The sequence below is a fragment of the Rhizobium sp. 10N427 genome (genome assembly GCF_056394605.1).
Window position 1 is genome coordinate 139,386 of sequence record NZ_JBFTID010000005.1, and the last position, 14,948, is coordinate 154,333.

Annotated in this window: 14 protein-coding genes; 4 read left to right on the plus strand and 10 right to left on the minus strand. The window is 61.5% G+C overall.

Going from position 1 to position 14,948, the window contains the following annotated elements; genetic code table 11:
* Positions 1-2 precede the first annotated feature (2 nt).
* Together aroC and AC1DIJ_RS12745 are read right to left on the minus strand one after the other, a co-directional pair.
* Entirely contained in the window at positions 3-1,100 is a 1,098-nt protein-coding gene (gene aroC / locus AC1DIJ_RS12740) for a chorismate synthase (RefSeq protein WP_112386467.1), read from the minus strand.
* Positions 1,101-1,264: 164 nt separating this feature from the next.
* On the minus strand, positions 1,265-4,441 hold the full coding sequence (locus AC1DIJ_RS12745; RefSeq protein WP_112386466.1) for an EAL domain-containing protein: 3,177 nt from the start codon (positions 4,439-4,441) through the stop codon (positions 1,265-1,267).
* Positions 4,442-4,686: 245 nt separating this feature from the next.
* Here AC1DIJ_RS12745 and AC1DIJ_RS12750 point away from each other — a divergent pair, with 245 nt between their 5' ends.
* The gene (locus AC1DIJ_RS12750; RefSeq protein ID WP_112386465.1) at positions 4,687-4,947 is read left to right on the plus strand and encodes a DUF1344 domain-containing protein; all 261 of its coding nucleotides are present in this window, start codon (positions 4,687-4,689) and stop codon (positions 4,945-4,947) included.
* 6 nt (positions 4,948-4,953) lie between these two features.
* Here the strand turns inward: AC1DIJ_RS12750 and AC1DIJ_RS12755 are convergent, their stop codons facing one another.
* The 4 genes from AC1DIJ_RS12755 to AC1DIJ_RS12770 all read right to left on the minus strand — a co-directional run bounded on the left by AC1DIJ_RS12755 (position 4,954) and on the right by AC1DIJ_RS12770 (position 8,393).
* Positions 4,954-5,544 (minus strand): histidine phosphatase family protein, encoded by a 591-nt coding sequence (locus AC1DIJ_RS12755; RefSeq protein WP_112386464.1) that lies wholly within the window; start codon positions 5,542-5,544, stop codon positions 4,954-4,956.
* A gap of 26 nt (positions 5,545-5,570) precedes the next feature.
* On the minus strand, positions 5,571-6,389 hold the full coding sequence (fabI, locus tag AC1DIJ_RS12760; protein ID WP_112386463.1) for an enoyl-ACP reductase FabI: 819 nt from the start codon (positions 6,387-6,389) through the stop codon (positions 5,571-5,573).
* 122 nt (positions 6,390-6,511) lie between these two features.
* Positions 6,512-7,693, minus strand: a complete 1,182-nt coding sequence (locus AC1DIJ_RS12765) for a J domain-containing protein (RefSeq protein WP_112386462.1) — start codon at positions 7,691-7,693, stop codon at positions 6,512-6,514.
* Between the two features lie 241 nt (positions 7,694-7,934).
* Positions 7,935-8,393, minus strand: coding sequence for an RT0821/Lpp0805 family surface protein (locus AC1DIJ_RS12770; RefSeq protein WP_112386461.1), 459 nt, complete (start codon positions 8,391-8,393; stop codon positions 7,935-7,937).
* A gap of 66 nt (positions 8,394-8,459) precedes the next feature.
* Here AC1DIJ_RS12770 and pdxH point away from each other — a divergent pair, with 66 nt between their 5' ends.
* Positions 8,460-9,080 (plus strand): pyridoxamine 5'-phosphate oxidase, encoded by a 621-nt coding sequence (gene pdxH / locus AC1DIJ_RS12775; protein WP_112386460.1) that lies wholly within the window; start codon positions 8,460-8,462, stop codon positions 9,078-9,080.
* A gap of 4 nt (positions 9,081-9,084) precedes the next feature.
* Here pdxH and AC1DIJ_RS12780 read toward each other — a convergent pair whose 3' ends face one another.
* On the minus strand, positions 9,085-10,131 hold the full coding sequence (locus AC1DIJ_RS12780) for a polysaccharide deacetylase family protein (RefSeq protein ID WP_112386459.1): 1,047 nt from the start codon (positions 10,129-10,131) through the stop codon (positions 9,085-9,087).
* 221 nt (positions 10,132-10,352) lie between these two features.
* Here AC1DIJ_RS12780 and AC1DIJ_RS12785 point away from each other — a divergent pair, with 221 nt between their 5' ends.
* Both AC1DIJ_RS12785 and AC1DIJ_RS12790 read left to right on the plus strand, forming a co-directional pair.
* Entirely contained in the window at positions 10,353-11,630 is a 1,278-nt protein-coding gene (locus AC1DIJ_RS12785) for a D-alanyl-D-alanine carboxypeptidase family protein (protein ID WP_112386458.1), read from the plus strand.
* 61 nt (positions 11,631-11,691) lie between these two features.
* Positions 11,692-11,991, plus strand: a complete 300-nt coding sequence (locus tag AC1DIJ_RS12790) for a pyrophosphohydrolase domain-containing protein (protein ID WP_112386457.1) — start codon at positions 11,692-11,694, stop codon at positions 11,989-11,991.
* A 10-nt stretch (positions 11,992-12,001) separates the two neighbouring features.
* On the opposite strand, the gene AC1DIJ_RS12795 is transcribed toward AC1DIJ_RS12790, so the two are convergent.
* The 3 genes from AC1DIJ_RS12795 to AC1DIJ_RS12805 form a co-directional block, all read right to left on the minus strand.
* Positions 12,002-12,496 (minus strand): GNAT family N-acetyltransferase, encoded by a 495-nt coding sequence (locus tag AC1DIJ_RS12795; protein ID WP_112386456.1) that lies wholly within the window; start codon positions 12,494-12,496, stop codon positions 12,002-12,004.
* Between the two features lie 18 nt (positions 12,497-12,514).
* Positions 12,515-13,930 carry a metalloprotease TldD gene (tldD, locus tag AC1DIJ_RS12800; RefSeq protein WP_112386455.1) on the minus strand — a complete coding sequence of 472 codons (1,416 nt, stop codon included), beginning with the start codon at positions 13,928-13,930 and terminating at the stop codon, positions 12,515-12,517.
* A gap of 86 nt (positions 13,931-14,016) precedes the next feature.
* Positions 14,017-14,622, minus strand: coding sequence for an invasion associated locus B family protein (locus tag AC1DIJ_RS12805; RefSeq protein WP_112386454.1), 606 nt, complete (start codon positions 14,620-14,622; stop codon positions 14,017-14,019).
* Positions 14,623-14,948: the final 326 nt, after the last annotated feature.

The following is a 14,948-nucleotide window of genomic DNA, read 5'->3' on the forward strand; positions in this document are numbered from 1 at the left end:
TCCTATTTCAGCCGGCCGGTCTGGCCGCGGTCGCGGAGGTAATGATCTGCAATGGCGCAGGCAACCATCGCCTCGCCGATCGGCACGGCGCGGATGCCGACGCAGGGGTCGTGACGGCCCTTGGTGCGGATATCGACATTCTTGCCATCGGCATCGATCGACTGGCGCTCGGTCAGGATCGAGGAAGTCGGCTTGATGGCGAAGCGGGCGATGACAGGCTGGCCAGTGGAAATGCCGCCCAGGATGCCGCCTGCGTGGTTGGAGAGGAACAGCGGATTGCCGTCATTGCCCATCCGCATCTCGTCGGCATTCTCCTCGCCGGTGATTTCGGCCGCACCGAAGCCGTTGCCGATCTCGACGCCCTTGACGGCATTGATCGACATCAGCAGCGAGGCGATGTCCTGGTCGAGCTTGGCATAAATCGGTGCGCCGAGACCGGCCGGAACGCCTTCGGCAATGACCTCTACCACCGCACCGACGGATGAGCCGCTCTTGCGGATACCATCGAGATACTCTTCCCAGACGGGAACGATAGCGGCATCGGGCGCAAAGAACGGGTTCTGATCGACCTGAGCCCAATCCCAGTTCTGACGGTTGATCTTGTGCTTGCCGATCTGGATCAGCGCAGCACGCACCTTCATCTCCGGCACGACGAGGCGGGCAATGCCGCCGGCGGCCACACGGGCCGCAGTCTCGCGTGCCGAGGAGCGCCCGCCGCCGCGATAGTCGCGGATCCCGTATTTCACGTCATAGGTATAGTCGGCATGGCCCGGCCGGTATTGGCGGGCGATCTCGCCGTAGTCTTTAGAGCGCTGGTCGGTGTTCTCGATCAGCATCGAGATCGGCGTGCCCGTGGTGATCATCGTCTCGCCATCGGCATCCAGCATCACGCCAGAGAGAACCTTGACCAGATCGTCCTCGCGGCGTTGCGTCACGAACCGCGACTGGCCGGGTTTGCGCTTGTCGAGCCAGACCTGAATGTCCTCGAGCTTGAAGCGCAGGCCGGGTGGCGTGCCATCGACGACGCAGCCGAGTGCCGGACCGTGGCTTTCGCCCCAGGTCGTGACGCGGAAAAGATGACCGAATGTGTTGTGCGACATGTGTTACCGACCAATGGGCGCCGCCTAGGCCGTCGCCGGCAGCGCCAGACTTCCAGAAATTCGCGGTCACTCATAGGCCAAAAAGCAAAGCGGGCAAACGCCTTTCTTTGCCGAAAAGCGGCGCAATCTGAGAATGATGTTTCTGCAATTTGGAAACGATGGGCTTACGACGCGAGGCGCCAGGCGGTGCCGAGTGCAGCCTGCGTGAAGTCTTCGAAGGCGAGCGGCCGCGAGAAGGCATAGCCCTGCAGGATATCGCAGCCGAGATCGCGCAGCATGTCGGCATGGTCGATGCTCTCGACGCCTTCGGCCACCGTCTCGACGCCAAGCGAGCGGGCGATGTCGATGATTGAGCGAACCAGCGTGCGTTCCTGCGAGGAGTGGAGGATCGGCTGCACCAGTTGGCGGTCGATCTTCAGCCGCTTCGGCTTCAGTTTCAGCAGCGAGACGATCGAAGTGTGACCGGTGCCGAAATCGTCGATCTCGATGTCGATGCCGAGCGCCTTGATCCGGTCGAGGTTCTGGGCGGCGACGTCTTCGCTTTCGTCGAGGAAGATCGATTCCACCAGCTCGAAGGAGAGTTCGCCCGGGCGGATATGCAGATGGCTGAGCGACTCGAAGAGGCTGCCGTCATGCAGGCGCCGCGCCGAGACGTTGACCGAGACCTGCGGCACGAGGAGACCATGGGCCGCCCAGCGCATCTTGTCCTTCAGCGCGGTTTCCAGAACGATGCTGTCAAGCGTCTGCACCACGTTGATCTCGTCGGCAATCCGCAGGAACTTGTCCGGCGTCAGCACGCCGCGGGTCGGATGGTGCCAGCGCACCAGCGCTTCGACGCCGGTCAGCTTCATCGAGCGGGCGCAGAACTGCGGCTGATACCAGGCGGTGAACTCGTTGTTGTCGATACCGGCCAGGATCTCGTCGGCCGTGCGCTTGTTGTTGATGATGTCGGCCTGGAGGTTCTGATTGAAGAACTCGTAGCGGTTCCGGCCCAAGCTCTTGGCGCGGTAGAGCGCGATATCGGCATTGATCAGCATCTTGCGCGCATCGACATGGATGCCGTTGGCAAGCGCGATGCCGATCGATACGCCGCAGCGGCACGAGAAGCCCTGGAAGTCGATCGGCTGGCGCATTTCCTCGATGACGCGGCCTGCAAGCTCGGCCATGTCGACGTCGCTGACGTCATGCGCCAGGATCACGAACTCGTCGCCGCCGATGCGCGCCACGAGATCGCTGCCGCGCACATTCTTCGACAGCACCTTGGAAGCATGCACCAGCATCGCATCGCCGGCGGCGTGGCCGAGCGTGTCGTTGATTTCTTTGAAGCGGTCGAGGTCGATATGCAGGATCGCGAATTTCTGGCGCTGCGAGCGCGCGTCGATCGTCAGGCTTTCCAGCGCGATATCAATCTTGCGGCGGTTGGCGAGGCCGGTCAGCGGGTCATGCAGCGAATTATGCTCGATGCGGTTCTTGGCAAGTTCAAGCTCGATATTCTTGGCAACCGCCTCGTCCTTAGCGGCCTTGAGCTCGGCCGTCAGCAGCGCGTCCTCGGTGACGTCGAAGGCAACGCCAATGACCTTGGTGGCGCCCGAGGGTGTCTGGTGTACCTTGCCGGTGGACCGGACATAGCGAACGCCGCCATCGGGGCAGGGGACGCGGCAAATCAGCGTATGCGTATCGCCCGGCTGGTTGAAGAAGCGCGACGCCTCGACCGCGGCCGCGCGATCGTCCGGATGGATGCAGGAGAGCCAGAGATCTTCGGTGACGAAGCCGTTGCGCGGAGCCAGGCCGTAGAGTTCGTGCATGCGCTCGTCCCAGAGCGAACCCTGGTTACCGACCGTGGCATCCCAGACGCCGCACTGATAGGCGTCGAGCGCCAGATCCAGCTTGCCGGACACTTCGGTCAGCTCGGCTTCGCGCCGCGAGATCTCGTCGAGCGCCAGTTCCAGCTCGGCATTCTTGATGTCGCTGGTGTTCTTTGCCCGGCGCAGCGTATCGGCCGCTTCCGCATCGGCGGTTACGTCGGCGACGATGCCGATCGTCCGGCCAACACCGCCGGCGTCGGTATAGAACGAGCCGACTGAGCGCAGATGGCGGACCGTGCCGTCTGCGAGGAAGATGCGGTACTGCGCGGTGCAGGAGGTGCCCGCCACGCTGCAATTGAAGAAATGCGCCTCGGCGATCGGCCGGTCTTCGGCCGCGATCTTCGACAGCCAGCTTTCCAGAGGGTGGCTTCCTTCGCCGGTCCCTTCGCCGTGCAGCGCCGAAGCGCGGCCGTCCCAATAGAGACTGTGGCCGCCGTCCTCGAGTTCCCAGATGCCGATATTGGAGGAATCGAGCGCCAGATTTAGGCGCTGCGAAAGCTCGAGCAGCTTCACCTCGCGGCGTTCCAGCTGCGAGATGTTGCGGTTGCGCTCGCCGAGCAGCAGGGTTGCGAAGAAGATCGGGATGATGATCACGCAGCCGGCGGTGATGATGATCACCCTGAGCTGCGACTGGTTCGGCGGCGCTTCCTCCCAGCCGGTCATCGGCACGGCCGACAGCTCCCAGCGTCCGCCTGCAAAGGCGATCTTGCGGCGCAGCGGCTGCTTGTCGAAAACATCGGTGTCGCCGAAGAAGGGCGCTGCCGAATCGGCCGCTGCCGTCCCAAGATCGCGCACCGCGATCGCCAGGTGATCGAGATGCGGATAGCGCTCCTGGTTTTCGCTGTTTCGCGCCGGCTTCAGGCCGGTGTTCTCATAGAACATGTCGCGGTCGATGGTGACCTCGACAGCGCCCCAGATCTTCCGCTGCCCATCTTCCTTGACGAAGATCGGGAAGAAGATCGCAAACGCATCCTTGCCTTCGGATGTCTTGATCGGGCCGTAGAAGCGCGCCTGCTGGTCGCCGGTATTGCGGGCGACCGATTGCATGCTAGAAAGCACTTCGCGCACATCCTTGCCGATCCGCGACTTGTTGGACTGCGGCGGGTAGACGTTGCTGACGATAAAGCCGGGGGCGACGGCGACATTGATGAAATGCGGGTTCTGGATCAGCAGCCAGTTGATCTGCCGCTCCATCTCTTCGGCATTCGTGCGGGCGCTCAGCGAAATCATGTTCGAGAGGTCACGGACGATGGTGATGTCCATGTTGATCTGTGCAGCCATGCGGGCGCGAATCAGATTAGTCTCGTTTTCCGTGCGGATCTGCAGCTCGCGCAGATGCGCGGCAGTATTGGCGCGATCAAGAGTGATGCCGACAGCAACGATCATGAACGCTACAAAGCCGGAGACCAGCAGCGAAAGCCATGTATTCTTGAAAATTCGCCGCAGTTGCCTGTTGCCGCCCAGCCGGAAAAGCAAAATCAGTCTCCCTTGTTTAACGGCAACTGTAAGAGGAACTTGTTAATTTACGATTTCCTGCAATTTTATATTTCGGATGCCAAAAGAACCCGGGGATAATGGTTAATCGCTGCTGCTGATTATTGTTAAAATGCTATTCATCAATTGGGCGGCGAAAGCCATTGTTCCGGGCAATTTTTGCCATATTCAGAGGGTTATCTGTGTTCCATAAGATTTTTGAGTCGAGTGTGAAGAGGGTCGCCGCGATGCGTTTTTTTGTTGCCACGCTGTTGGCCACCGCCAGTTTCCTGTCGCCGATCAGCGGTTTTGCTGAAAGCGCCGACGTCGAAGCGACAATCAAGAAGGTCGATACGGCCAATCTCAGCCTGACGCTCGACGACGGCAAGACCTATCAGGCGCCGGAAGAATTCAATTTCGATGGTCTGAAGGCTGGCGTGAAGGTCGTGATCTTCTATACTGAGGTCGACGGCAAGCGCGTCATCAACGACCTCGATATCGTCCAGTAACCGGGATCAGATCCAGCCGATCAGCCGTTCCGCCCTGTCGATCTTCAAGATCCGGTCCTGCGGAATGTCGCCTTCGGCGGCTTCGTGCTTCGGCACATCGGCAATCATCTTGAAAAGACTGCGAATGACGCCGCCATGCGTCACGCAAACTGTTGGTTTATCAACGGAATTTAGCCAGGACGCAATCCGCCACGACATGATCTCGTAGCTCTCGGCGTCGTCGCCGGGCGGAATGAAATCCCATTTGTTGAGGTTGCGCTCGGTGACGCGCTCACGCTGAGTCGCCTTCAATTCCTTGATCGTCGAGCCTTCCCAATCGCCGAAGGAAACCTCGACCAGCCGTTCGTCGGTGCGGTAGGCCTTGGGATCGACGCCCATGGCCTCGCGGATGATTTCCATCGTCTGGCGGGTGCGGGTGAGGGGGCTGGCGACGAAGTCGAAGGCAATGCCTTCAACCTTCAGAATCTCTGCGAGATCAATGCCGTTCAGCCGCGCTTGTTCGCGGCCGATGGGGTTCAGCGGAATGTCCTTCTGTCCCTGGAGACGGCGTTCGGCATTCCAATCGGTCTGGCCGTGTCGGACCACATAGATAAGCACGGCATGTCCCGTTTCTTGGAGTTCGGTCAGTCCTTGATAACCGAAATATCCGGCGCGTCCACAGCCTTCATGCCGATGACATGGTAGCCGCTGTCGGCGTGGTGAACTTCACCGGTGACCGAGCGCGACAAGTCGGACAGCATGTAGAGGCCGACGTCGCCGACTTCCTCGATGGTGACCGTGCGGCGCAGCGGCGCGTTGTACTCGTTCCACTTCAGGATGTAGCGGAAGTCGCCGATGCCGGAGGCAGCGAGCGTCTTGATCGGGCCTGCGGAGATCGCGTTGACGCGGATGTTCTTCGGTCCGAGGTCGACGGCCAGATACTTGACGCTGGCTTCGAGAGCGGCCTTGGCAACGCCCATGACGTTATAGTTCGGCATCACCTTCTCGGCACCGTAGTAGGTGAGGGTGAGCAGCGAACCGCCATCCGTCATCAGCTTCTCGGCGCGGCGTGCGACCGAGGTGAAGGAGAAGACGGAGATCTGCATCGTCTTGTTGAAATTGTCGGCAGAGGTATCGACATAGCGGCCGGTCAGCTCGTCCTTGTCGGAGAAGCCGATGGCGTGAACGACGAAGTCGATCTTGCCCCACATCTTTTCGACATTGGCGAAGACTTCATCGATGGTGGATTCGTCGGAGACATCACAGTGGCCGGCCAGAACGCCGCCGAGTTCGGCAGCCAGCGGCTCGACGCGCTTCTTCAGCGCTTCGCCCTGATAGGTAAAGGCGATTTCGCCACCCTGTGCATGAATGGCCTTCGCAATGCCCCACGCGATCGAGCGATTGTTCGCAACGCCCATGATGACGCCGCGCTTGCCTGACATGAGGCCTGTTGCTTGAGCCATATTTTGCCCCCTAATGAACCAATTCAAACGTGCCTATGGCATAGGCAGCTAATCGGTTCAAGATTGCGAGCAATCATCAACTGTTAGGGATCGTAACAAAGGGTGCTCTTGTCACGAAAATTTCACAGGAAAAGCCCTTCGCGCATGCTTCTCATCAGGTCGGTGACCTTATCGTCCGGTTTTTCCCACAGAATAATGCGCAACTCGACGACGAGATCGCCCTTTGCGCCGTTGCCGTCAGGCAGTCCCTGGTTTTGGACGCGGATCGATTTGTCCGAACCGGACCAGGCCGGAACGCTGACCCGGACTTTGCCGTCGGGACCATCGATCTCGGCTTCCGTGCCCAGCACGGCGTTCTCGATGGTCAGCGGCAGAACGGTGTGCAGGTCATAGCCGTGCACGGTAAACTTCGGGTCGGATGCGATGCGCACGCTGATCACGGCGTCGCCGCGCTGCATGTTCGGCAGTTTCAGCCCCTGTCCCTTAAGGCGGACCTGCTGGCCGTCTGTTGTCCCTGAGGAAAGCGTGAAGCTCGCCTCCTGGGCTTCGCCCAGCGGAACGGTGATACGGTTGCCTTTCAGGATGTCTTCGATCGTCACCGTCGCCTGGGCAAACTGGTCCGGCGCCTTTTCGGGTGCCGGGGCAGCGCCGGTGAACCGGCGCACCAGCGATGTCAGAATGCTGAAAGGCTGCAATATGTTGGCTGCTGCTGCAGCGGCATTCGCGTCGGCATTGTCGCCATCCGGCTTGGCCGCGTCCGGCTCGCTCTTGGCAGCCTCGGGTTCGGCAGGTTTTGCCTTTGCCTGCGATTGTGCCTGCTGCTGGGCCTGGCCCGTCGCGCCGGCGCCCGCAGTCTTGGCCTGCGCGTTCGCGCCGAAGATGCGCTCGACGACGTCTTCTGCACTTTCGGAGCCTGCTGCCTTCTGCTTCTGCGCTTCCTCCGCCGCTGCTTTCGCCGCTTTCTGGGCGTTGGCGCGCGCCAGCTCTTCCATCACGCGCTCGGCATTCTCCTGCGCCTGTTTGGCACGGATAGCCGCTTCATGTGCGGCCTGGCGCTGCTGCATGATGGTTTCGCCGCTGACCTTTGCCGCCGCCATGCGCGCAGCCGTGTCGAAGAGGCTGCGCTTCTTCGGATCCTTCAGCGTCTCATAGGCGCGGCCGACCTCGGCGAAACGCGCCGTGGCGTTCGGGTCGCTCTGATTGTGGTCAGGATGGACCGCCTTGGCCATATTGCGCCAAGCAGCCTTGATTTCGTCAGCTCCTGCGTCCCTCTGGACGCCCAAAACCTTATATGGATCGCGCATAGTAATCCGCCGGTGTCCGATCCGGCTGCCACCCTTTGGCAGCCGAAAGCCCAATAACAACTCTTTGCGCGCCATCCGGTTCAACCGGACCTCGCGCTTATGGGCTGGATCGTGCGGGAGAGTTGCTAATCACTTGTTATTTTCGCCGCCGGTGTCGGTGGCTTTCGCGGCAAATGGTTATCGTTCTGCTAAGCATTGTCATGCCGCCGCCGCGCGCATTAAGCATTCCTGTGGAAAAGTTTCAGCCTTCCGGCTGGAAGCTCAGAAGCTGCCAGTTGCCGCCGCCGACCAGGCAGGTCTTGCCCATGAACTTGGCGATGCCGTCATAGGAATGACGGGTGGTGCGGAACTGCCGGCAGACCTGGCCGGAATCGTTGTTCTCGACGATCGTGTCGATCACGCCCGCACTGCCGGTCGAGGCATTGGCCCAGGCCAGCGGCTGCGCGCCGACCTTGCCGACATCGGCAGAGGTCACGGCGTTGCGCACGGTCATTTCGTCTGAAAGCGTATCGGTGCTCGGCGGATTCTGCGGCACGGTACCGGTCGAGACGGAGCGGTCGACCTTGGAATCGCTGAGGAAGTCAAAACCACCGGTCATGCAGCCTGACAGCGAGAGTATCGCCATGCCGATGAGAAGGAGCGAACCACTGCGGCGCAGGAAGCCCTTTGTATGGTGAGTTGACTTTGCTATGACTTCCACCCTGTGTCCTGTCCAGTCGTGAATAGCTGGGCATTTAACCTGATAACCCGGGGCATTTGAGCTAATATGTCGGCAAATGAGTTAACAAGCAGTGACTTTACCGAACGCGGCGAACCATTCAAGCTTTTCGCGGAATGGCTGAAGGAAGCCGAGGCTTCGGAGGTCAACGATCCCAATGCCGTCGCGCTGGCAACCGTCGATGAGGCTGGTCTTCCCAATGTCCGCATGGTCCTCCTGAAGGGATTCGATACCGCAGGCTTCGTGTTCTACACCAATTTCGAGAGCCAGAAAGGTCGCGAAATCTTGGGACAGCAAAAGGCGGCGATGTGCTTCCATTGGAAGACGCTGCGCCGCCAGGTGCGTTTGCGTGGTCCGGTGGAAGTCGTAACCGACGAAGAGGCCGACGTCTATTTTAAATCGCGCGCCCGCGGCAGCCGCATCGGTGCCTGGGCCTCGAAACAGTCCCGTCCGCTCGAAAGCCGCTTCGCACTCGAGAAGTCGGTTGCCGAATATACCGCCCGCTATGCGATCGGTGAAATTCCCCGCCCGTCCTATTGGTCCGGTTTCCGCATCAAGCCTGTCAGCATCGAGTTCTGGAAAGACCAGAATTTCCGTCTCCACGACCGCATCGAGTTTCGCCGTGCAGAGCCCGAGGGCGATTGGGAAAAGGTCCGGATGTATCCGTAACCTCTTATTTCCCCATCAGTTTCAGGGGAATGCCTGAGGCCAGCGCCGTGACGTAGCGCGGCTTCTGGTAGAGGCCGTTCAGCGATAGACGCGGCAGGTAATGGGTGCCGCCGGATAGCCCGGTCTCTATAACGCCGGGCTGCGTTGTCACGGACACCGTGAAGCCGAGGCCGGCGGCGATTGCCGCCTCGCGTTGCGTCGCCGCCTCCCGGGTGCCGTAAGGAAAAGCGATCGTCACGGGCCGATGGCCGGTGACCACTTCTACGTGATCGGCCGAAATCAGCATCTCCTCGCGGGCGTCGGCTTCCGGCAGCCGGGCGAGCGCCCGGTGGCTGATCGTGTGCGCGCCGAGCGAGGCGAGGGGGCTCGCTTCCAGCAGATTGAGCTCGGCCTCGCCCATCACCAGATCGTCGACGATGCCGAGCGGATCGATCTCGTGCTGCCGCGCCAGCGCGTCGAGCCGCGCGATTGTCGCCGTTTCGTCAGTGCTATGGAGAAAGGTGGCAAATCTCGCGAATGCCGCGTATTGATCTGCCGGATTTTCGAGCTTGAGTATCTCATCGCCGCTGCCGAAATCGAAATGCAGCAGATCGGCGCGGCGCAACAGCAGCGTCAGCGTTTCCCACCAGATACTGTGCGTGCGCTCGGTCAGCCCCTTGGCCACGAAGATCGTGAACGGCGCCTCGTGCCTTTCGAAAATCGGATAGGCGTGGACGAGATTGTTGCGATAACCGTCGTCGAGTGTGAAGGCGGCAAACGGCGCATCGCCTGCCGGCGCAGAGAGCAGGGCAGGGACGTCCGAAAGCGCAACGAAGCGATATCCGTCCTTCGTCAGCCGCGACAGCGCCGCATCGAGGAATTCCGGCGTAATTTCGAGATGCGCATTGGGTTCGAAGTCATGCACCTCGTAAGGGCGGACATGGTGCAGGGTGAAGATTGCGCCACGGCCGCGCGCGCCGCGCATCAGCCGCGTAGCGCTGATCAGATGCGCCGCTTCAAGGCCGGCGGTGATGGCGGCCTTTTTCGCCCTTTTTTTCCACAATCCCTGCATGTCAGCTCCGTGAAAGGTCCAGACCCTACCAATTCTGGTGTTAAACCTTGCTGAAGATTGCTTTTCGGACTGAAATCTTTACGTTTCCTTCACCACGGGTGGAAAAAACTCAGAGAACCAGTGTTCGTTGCCTCAAAGTCGCGCCAAAGTGCGGGCTTCTGTCACAGAACGGGACACATTTTGGCAATGCTGCGCGCGCGTGGCACCTAGAGGGGAAATCCATGAACAGGCTGTTGGCCACACTCTTGACTGCGACGCTTGCCTTTTCGGCACCCGTTGCGGCGATCGCCGGCAACGCCTCTTTCATCCTCGATGCCCGCACCGGCAAGGTCCTAGCCTCTGAAAATGCCGACGTGCTGAATCATCCGGCATCGCTAACCAAGATGATGACCCTCTATCTCGCCTTCGAAGCGATCAATCGCGGCAAGCTCAGCTGGGATAGCCAGATCGTCATGTCCAAATATGCCGCGAGCCGCCCGCCGACGAAACTCGGCGTTCGCCCCGGCGGCACGATCACCGTGCGCGAAGCGGTCTATGGCATGATCGTCAAGTCGGCCAACGACGCTGCCGCTGCCATGGGCGAGAAGCTTGGCGGTTCGGAAAGCAACTTTGCCCGGATGATGACGCAGAAGGCCCGGCAGCTCGGCATGAGCCGCACCACCTTCTACAACGCCTCCGGCCTTCCCGACGCCCGTCAGGTAACGACGGCCCGCGACATGTCGACCCTCGGCGTGGCGCTGATCCGCAATTTCCCCAAGGAATACCAGCTCTTCTCGGTGGCCTCCTTCAATTTCCGCGGCAAGACGATCCGCGGCCACAACAATCTCATGTACCGCTACGAAGGCATGGACGGCATCAAGACCGGCTATACCAATGCCTCCGGCTTCAATCTCGTCAGCGCCGTGCGCGATGGCAACCGCCGCGTCGTCGGCGTCGTTCTCGGCGGCCGCACGGCCCGCAGCCGCGATGCCCAGATGGCAGCACTGCTCGACAAGTATCTCGACCGCGCATCGGGTGGTGCCAAGCTGGTTGCCAGTGCCGGCAGCAAGCCGCAGCCGGCAGCGCCCGTTGAAGTCGCTTCCGCTGCGGATGACGGCGATCTGCCGGTTCCGGTGAACGCACCGCGCGCCCAGGGCGATGCCGAGGCAATCCCCTTCGCACTCGGCTACAGCGGCACCACCGTTCCACTCGACCGCCCGGCCGCTCTCGACAAGATGGGCAAGGGCGGCAAGCTGCAGGCATCGGCCAGCGGCTGGCAGATCCAGATCTCCGCGGCGCCAAGCGCCGAGGCCGCACAGGCTCTTCTGGCGCAGGCCAAGACCGAAGGCGGCGCGGCACTGAAATCCGCCTCGCCGCTGACAGAAGCCGTCGGCTCCGGCGCGAGCGCCGTCTACCGCGCCCGCTTTACCGGTTTCGGCAGCCGCGATGCTGCCGCCGCTGCCTGCGATGCCCTGAAGAAGCGCTCCTATGACTGCGTGATGGTCGGCGGTAACGGCTGATCCGGACTGGACAACAGCCAGGAATCACGGCTCTCCTTCATGAGTACGGAAGGAGAACGAAATGCTGTCAGATCTTGCCGAGAAATTCGAGGCGGCCTCAAAGGCCTATGCCGCGGCAAACGGCGTGGAGCGCGATCCCGACTGGTTTCTGCTCAAGCTTCAGGAAGAGATGGGTGAACTCACCCAGGCCTGGAACCGCCTGACGGGGAGGGGACGCGCCAAGGGCCGGACATCCGCCGAGATGAAGCAGGACCTCGCCGACGAGACCGCCGATCTCCTCGGCCACATCCTCCTCTTTGCCCACCACAACGGCATCGACCTCGCACCCTCCGTCGAGCGGAAATGGCTGTTTAGGCCGTGAATGCGCGGGGTTACTTGCCGAGTGCCCGCCGGTAGAACTTGCTGTCGACGCCCATGACAGGGAAGGCGCGGGGGAGGTCGTTCCGGCTGATCTCGCTGAACCCGTTCTTTTCGTAGAACCGGTGGGCGGCAAGGAACCGGTCAGTGGTGCCGAGGAAGATATCGGTGATCTCATGCTCCCCGGCATGCGCAAGGAGCGCGTCGAGCAGGCGGACGGCGACATTGTGCTCGCGGCCGCGTACATGGGCCGCCACGAACATCTTGCGCAACGCCGTCTGGTTATTGCCGATATCCTTGAGGCCGAGCGTCCCGACGATCGTTCCGTCGAGTTCGGCGACCCAGAACTGCCCCTTACGGGCCTGGTAGAAGTCGCGGATCACCGCCAGATCCGGCTGGTCGTCGGCGGTGATGGCGATGCCGAATTCATCCCGCTGGATCGGCAGGATCACCGAGAAGACGCCGTCGATGTCGGCGATGGCAAAGGGCCGTATCAGGATCTCGCTCATCGCCGTCTCCTGAGGTTGTTAGGTTTGCGTACCGCCAACGGTAACCTGGTCCATGCGCAGGTGCGGCTGGCCGACGCCGACGGGCACCCATTGTCCGGCCTTGCCGCAATTGCCGATGCCGGTATCGAGCTTCATGTCGTTGCCGACCATGGAGATGCGCTTCATCGCGTCAGGGCCGTTGCCGATCAGCATCGCGCCCTTGATCGGCGCGCCGATCTTGCCGTTTTCGATCAGGTAGGCTTCGGTGCAGCCGAAAACGAACTTGCCCGAAGTGATATCCACCTGGCCGCCGCCGAAGGAAACGGCATAGATGCCCTTCTTGACCGAGGAAATGATCTCCTCAGGCGTCTTGTCGCCGCCGAGCATATAGGTGTTGGTCATGCGCGGCATCGGCACATGGGCATAGCCCTGGCGGCGCCCGTTGCCAGTCGCCTTCATGCCCATCAGCCGTGCATTCTGCCGGTCCTGCATGTAGCCGACCAGCTTGCCGTTCTCGATCAGCACGTTATAGGCCGAAGGCGTACCCTCGTCGTCGATGGTGATCGAGCCACGGCGGTTGTCGATCGTGCCGTCATCGACGACGGTCACACCGGGAGCGGCGACCATCTGGCCGAGCAGGCCGGCAAAGGCCGAGGTCTTCTTCCTGTTGAAATCGCCTTCCAGCCCGTGGCCGACAGCCTCATGCAGCATGACGCCGGGCCAGCCGGAGCCGAGCACCACGTCCATCGTGCCTGCAGGCGCTTCGATGGCTTCGAGATTGACCAGCGCCTGGCGCAGCGCCTCGTCGGCGCCCGTCTGCCAGCTGCCCTCGGTGATGAAATCGCCAAAGCCGATGCGCCCGCCGGATCCGTAGGAGCCGCTCTCCTGCCGGTCGCCGTCACCCACCATGACCGAGATGTTGATGCGGGTCATCGGCCGGATGTCGCGGACGCGGTGGCCGTCGGCACGCAGGATATCGACGACCTGCCAGCTGGCGGCAACCGAAGCCGTCACCTGCCGCACCTTGTCGTTCTTGCCGCGCAGATAGGCGTCGATATCGGTCAGCACCTTCACCTTCTCTTCGAAGGAGGGCGAGCCGATCGGGTTCTCGTCGTTGTAGAATTTCTTGTTGGTGCCCTGGGGGGCAGCGGCGTAGCTGCCGGAATAGCCGCGGGTAACGGCGCCGACGGCATCGGCGGCGCGCTTCAGCGCCGAAACCGAGAGGTCGCCGGCATGAGCATAACCGACCGCTTCGCCAGCCACGGCGCGCAGGCCGAAACCCTGCTCGGTATTGAAGCTGCCGCCCTTGAGGCGGCCGTTGTCGAACATCAGCGATTCCGCCTGCGCATGCTCGATGTAGAGCTCGCCGTCATCGGAGCCGGAAAGCGCTTCGGCCACGAGCTTGCGCATCGTCGCTTCGTCGGCATCGAAGAGCGTCAGGAGGTCGGTATTCATGATGGTATGCTCCGCTTCAAAGCTGCAATGCTTCAAGCCGATGTAGGTCCGGACGGGTGTTCGAGCAAGCCCCAATCAGGCCCTTATCAGGGAAGCGCGTCGTAGCCTTCGGCAAAGCCCTTCAGATCGACAGGAATGCCGATGCCTTCTTCCGGCGTCTGGAAGACGATGAAGGTGGCGCTGGTGCCGCTGCGGAAGGTCTTGAGCAGCTCGTCCTCGAGCACGACTTCGGCGTAGCAGCCATCGGCGAAGCAACGGACGAAATAGGCGCGGCCGATATCCTTGCCGTCGACATTGAGGCCGAGGCCGTTCGGCAGCAGCACGCCGAGAGGCGCCAGCACGCGCAGGATCTTCGACTTGCGGTCGGCGGTCTTCAGTACGACGACCGAAAGCCCGACCTCCGGCCGGTCTTCGGCGATCACGTTCTGCATCAGCGCGCACTGCTCGGCCGAAGCGCCGGCCGGCTTGTCGCAGACGACGGACCAGGCGCCGTGGTTGGATTTCACCGTGCCCGGTGCCTGCGGCTGGCTCTGGCCGGGAACGGCCTGCTGCTGTCCGGGTGCCGGGGGCGCGGGTTCGGCCTGTGCAGGCGGCTTGGCGGCCGGCTGCTGCTGCGCGAAGACGGGGGTGGCCGCTGCTGCTGCAAGTATGGTGGTCACGGCAAGCGACCGCGCAAGGGAACGGAAACCCATAAAAACCTCTGGATTCGAATCGGTGACGGTATTGTTGAAGGCCGTCGCCGAAAATGAAAAGACCTGCCCCGTGAAAACCGGGGGACTACGGCAGAAATAGGACCTTTCGGCAAGAATGTTCGGGCTTTGGATTGGCCCGCGTAAGGCTTTTCCGTATGATGGTGCAAATCGGCGGTAATGTTTTGTGCCTGCTTGCGAATTTGTCGTTACGCAAAAATGCCGCATAGACAATTGCTTTGGCCAGTTGCGGTCCATGGCAAACTGTGGTTTGAAGCGCAGAAGATGGCAAGGATTCTGCGTTCGATTTATGGCAGGTCAAGCGCTCG

What these genes read in the sequence shown, in the direction of transcription:
- AC1DIJ_RS12795 (WP_112386456.1), bottom strand. Translation starts at nt 12,496, where the DNA reads ATGAGCGAGATCCTGATACGGCCCTTTGCCATCGCCGACATCGACGGC.
- aroC (WP_112386467.1), bottom strand. Translation starts at nt 1,100, where the DNA reads ATGTCGCACAACACATTCGGTCATCTTTTCCGCGTCACGACCTGGGGC.
- AC1DIJ_RS12790 (WP_112386457.1), top strand. Translation starts at nt 11,692, where the DNA reads ATGCTGTCAGATCTTGCCGAGAAATTCGAGGCGGCCTCAAAGGCCTAT.
- AC1DIJ_RS12805 (WP_112386454.1), bottom strand. Translation starts at nt 14,622, where the DNA reads ATGGGTTTCCGTTCCCTTGCGCGGTCGCTTGCCGTGACCACCATACTT.
- AC1DIJ_RS12765 (WP_112386462.1), bottom strand. Translation starts at nt 7,693, where the DNA reads ATGCGCGATCCATATAAGGTTTTGGGCGTCCAGAGGGACGCAGGAGCT.
- AC1DIJ_RS12750 (WP_112386465.1), top strand. Translation starts at nt 4,687, where the DNA reads ATGCGTTTTTTTGTTGCCACGCTGTTGGCCACCGCCAGTTTCCTGTCG.
- pdxH (WP_112386460.1), top strand. Translation starts at nt 8,460, where the DNA reads ATGTCGGCAAATGAGTTAACAAGCAGTGACTTTACCGAACGCGGCGAA.
- fabI (WP_112386463.1), bottom strand. Translation starts at nt 6,389, where the DNA reads ATGGCTCAAGCAACAGGCCTCATGTCAGGCAAGCGCGGCGTCATCATG.
- AC1DIJ_RS12785 (WP_112386458.1), top strand. Translation starts at nt 10,353, where the DNA reads ATGAACAGGCTGTTGGCCACACTCTTGACTGCGACGCTTGCCTTTTCG.
- AC1DIJ_RS12780 (WP_112386459.1), bottom strand. Translation starts at nt 10,131, where the DNA reads ATGCAGGGATTGTGGAAAAAAAGGGCGAAAAAGGCCGCCATCACCGCC.
- tldD (WP_112386455.1), bottom strand. Translation starts at nt 13,930, where the DNA reads ATGAATACCGACCTCCTGACGCTCTTCGATGCCGACGAAGCGACGATG.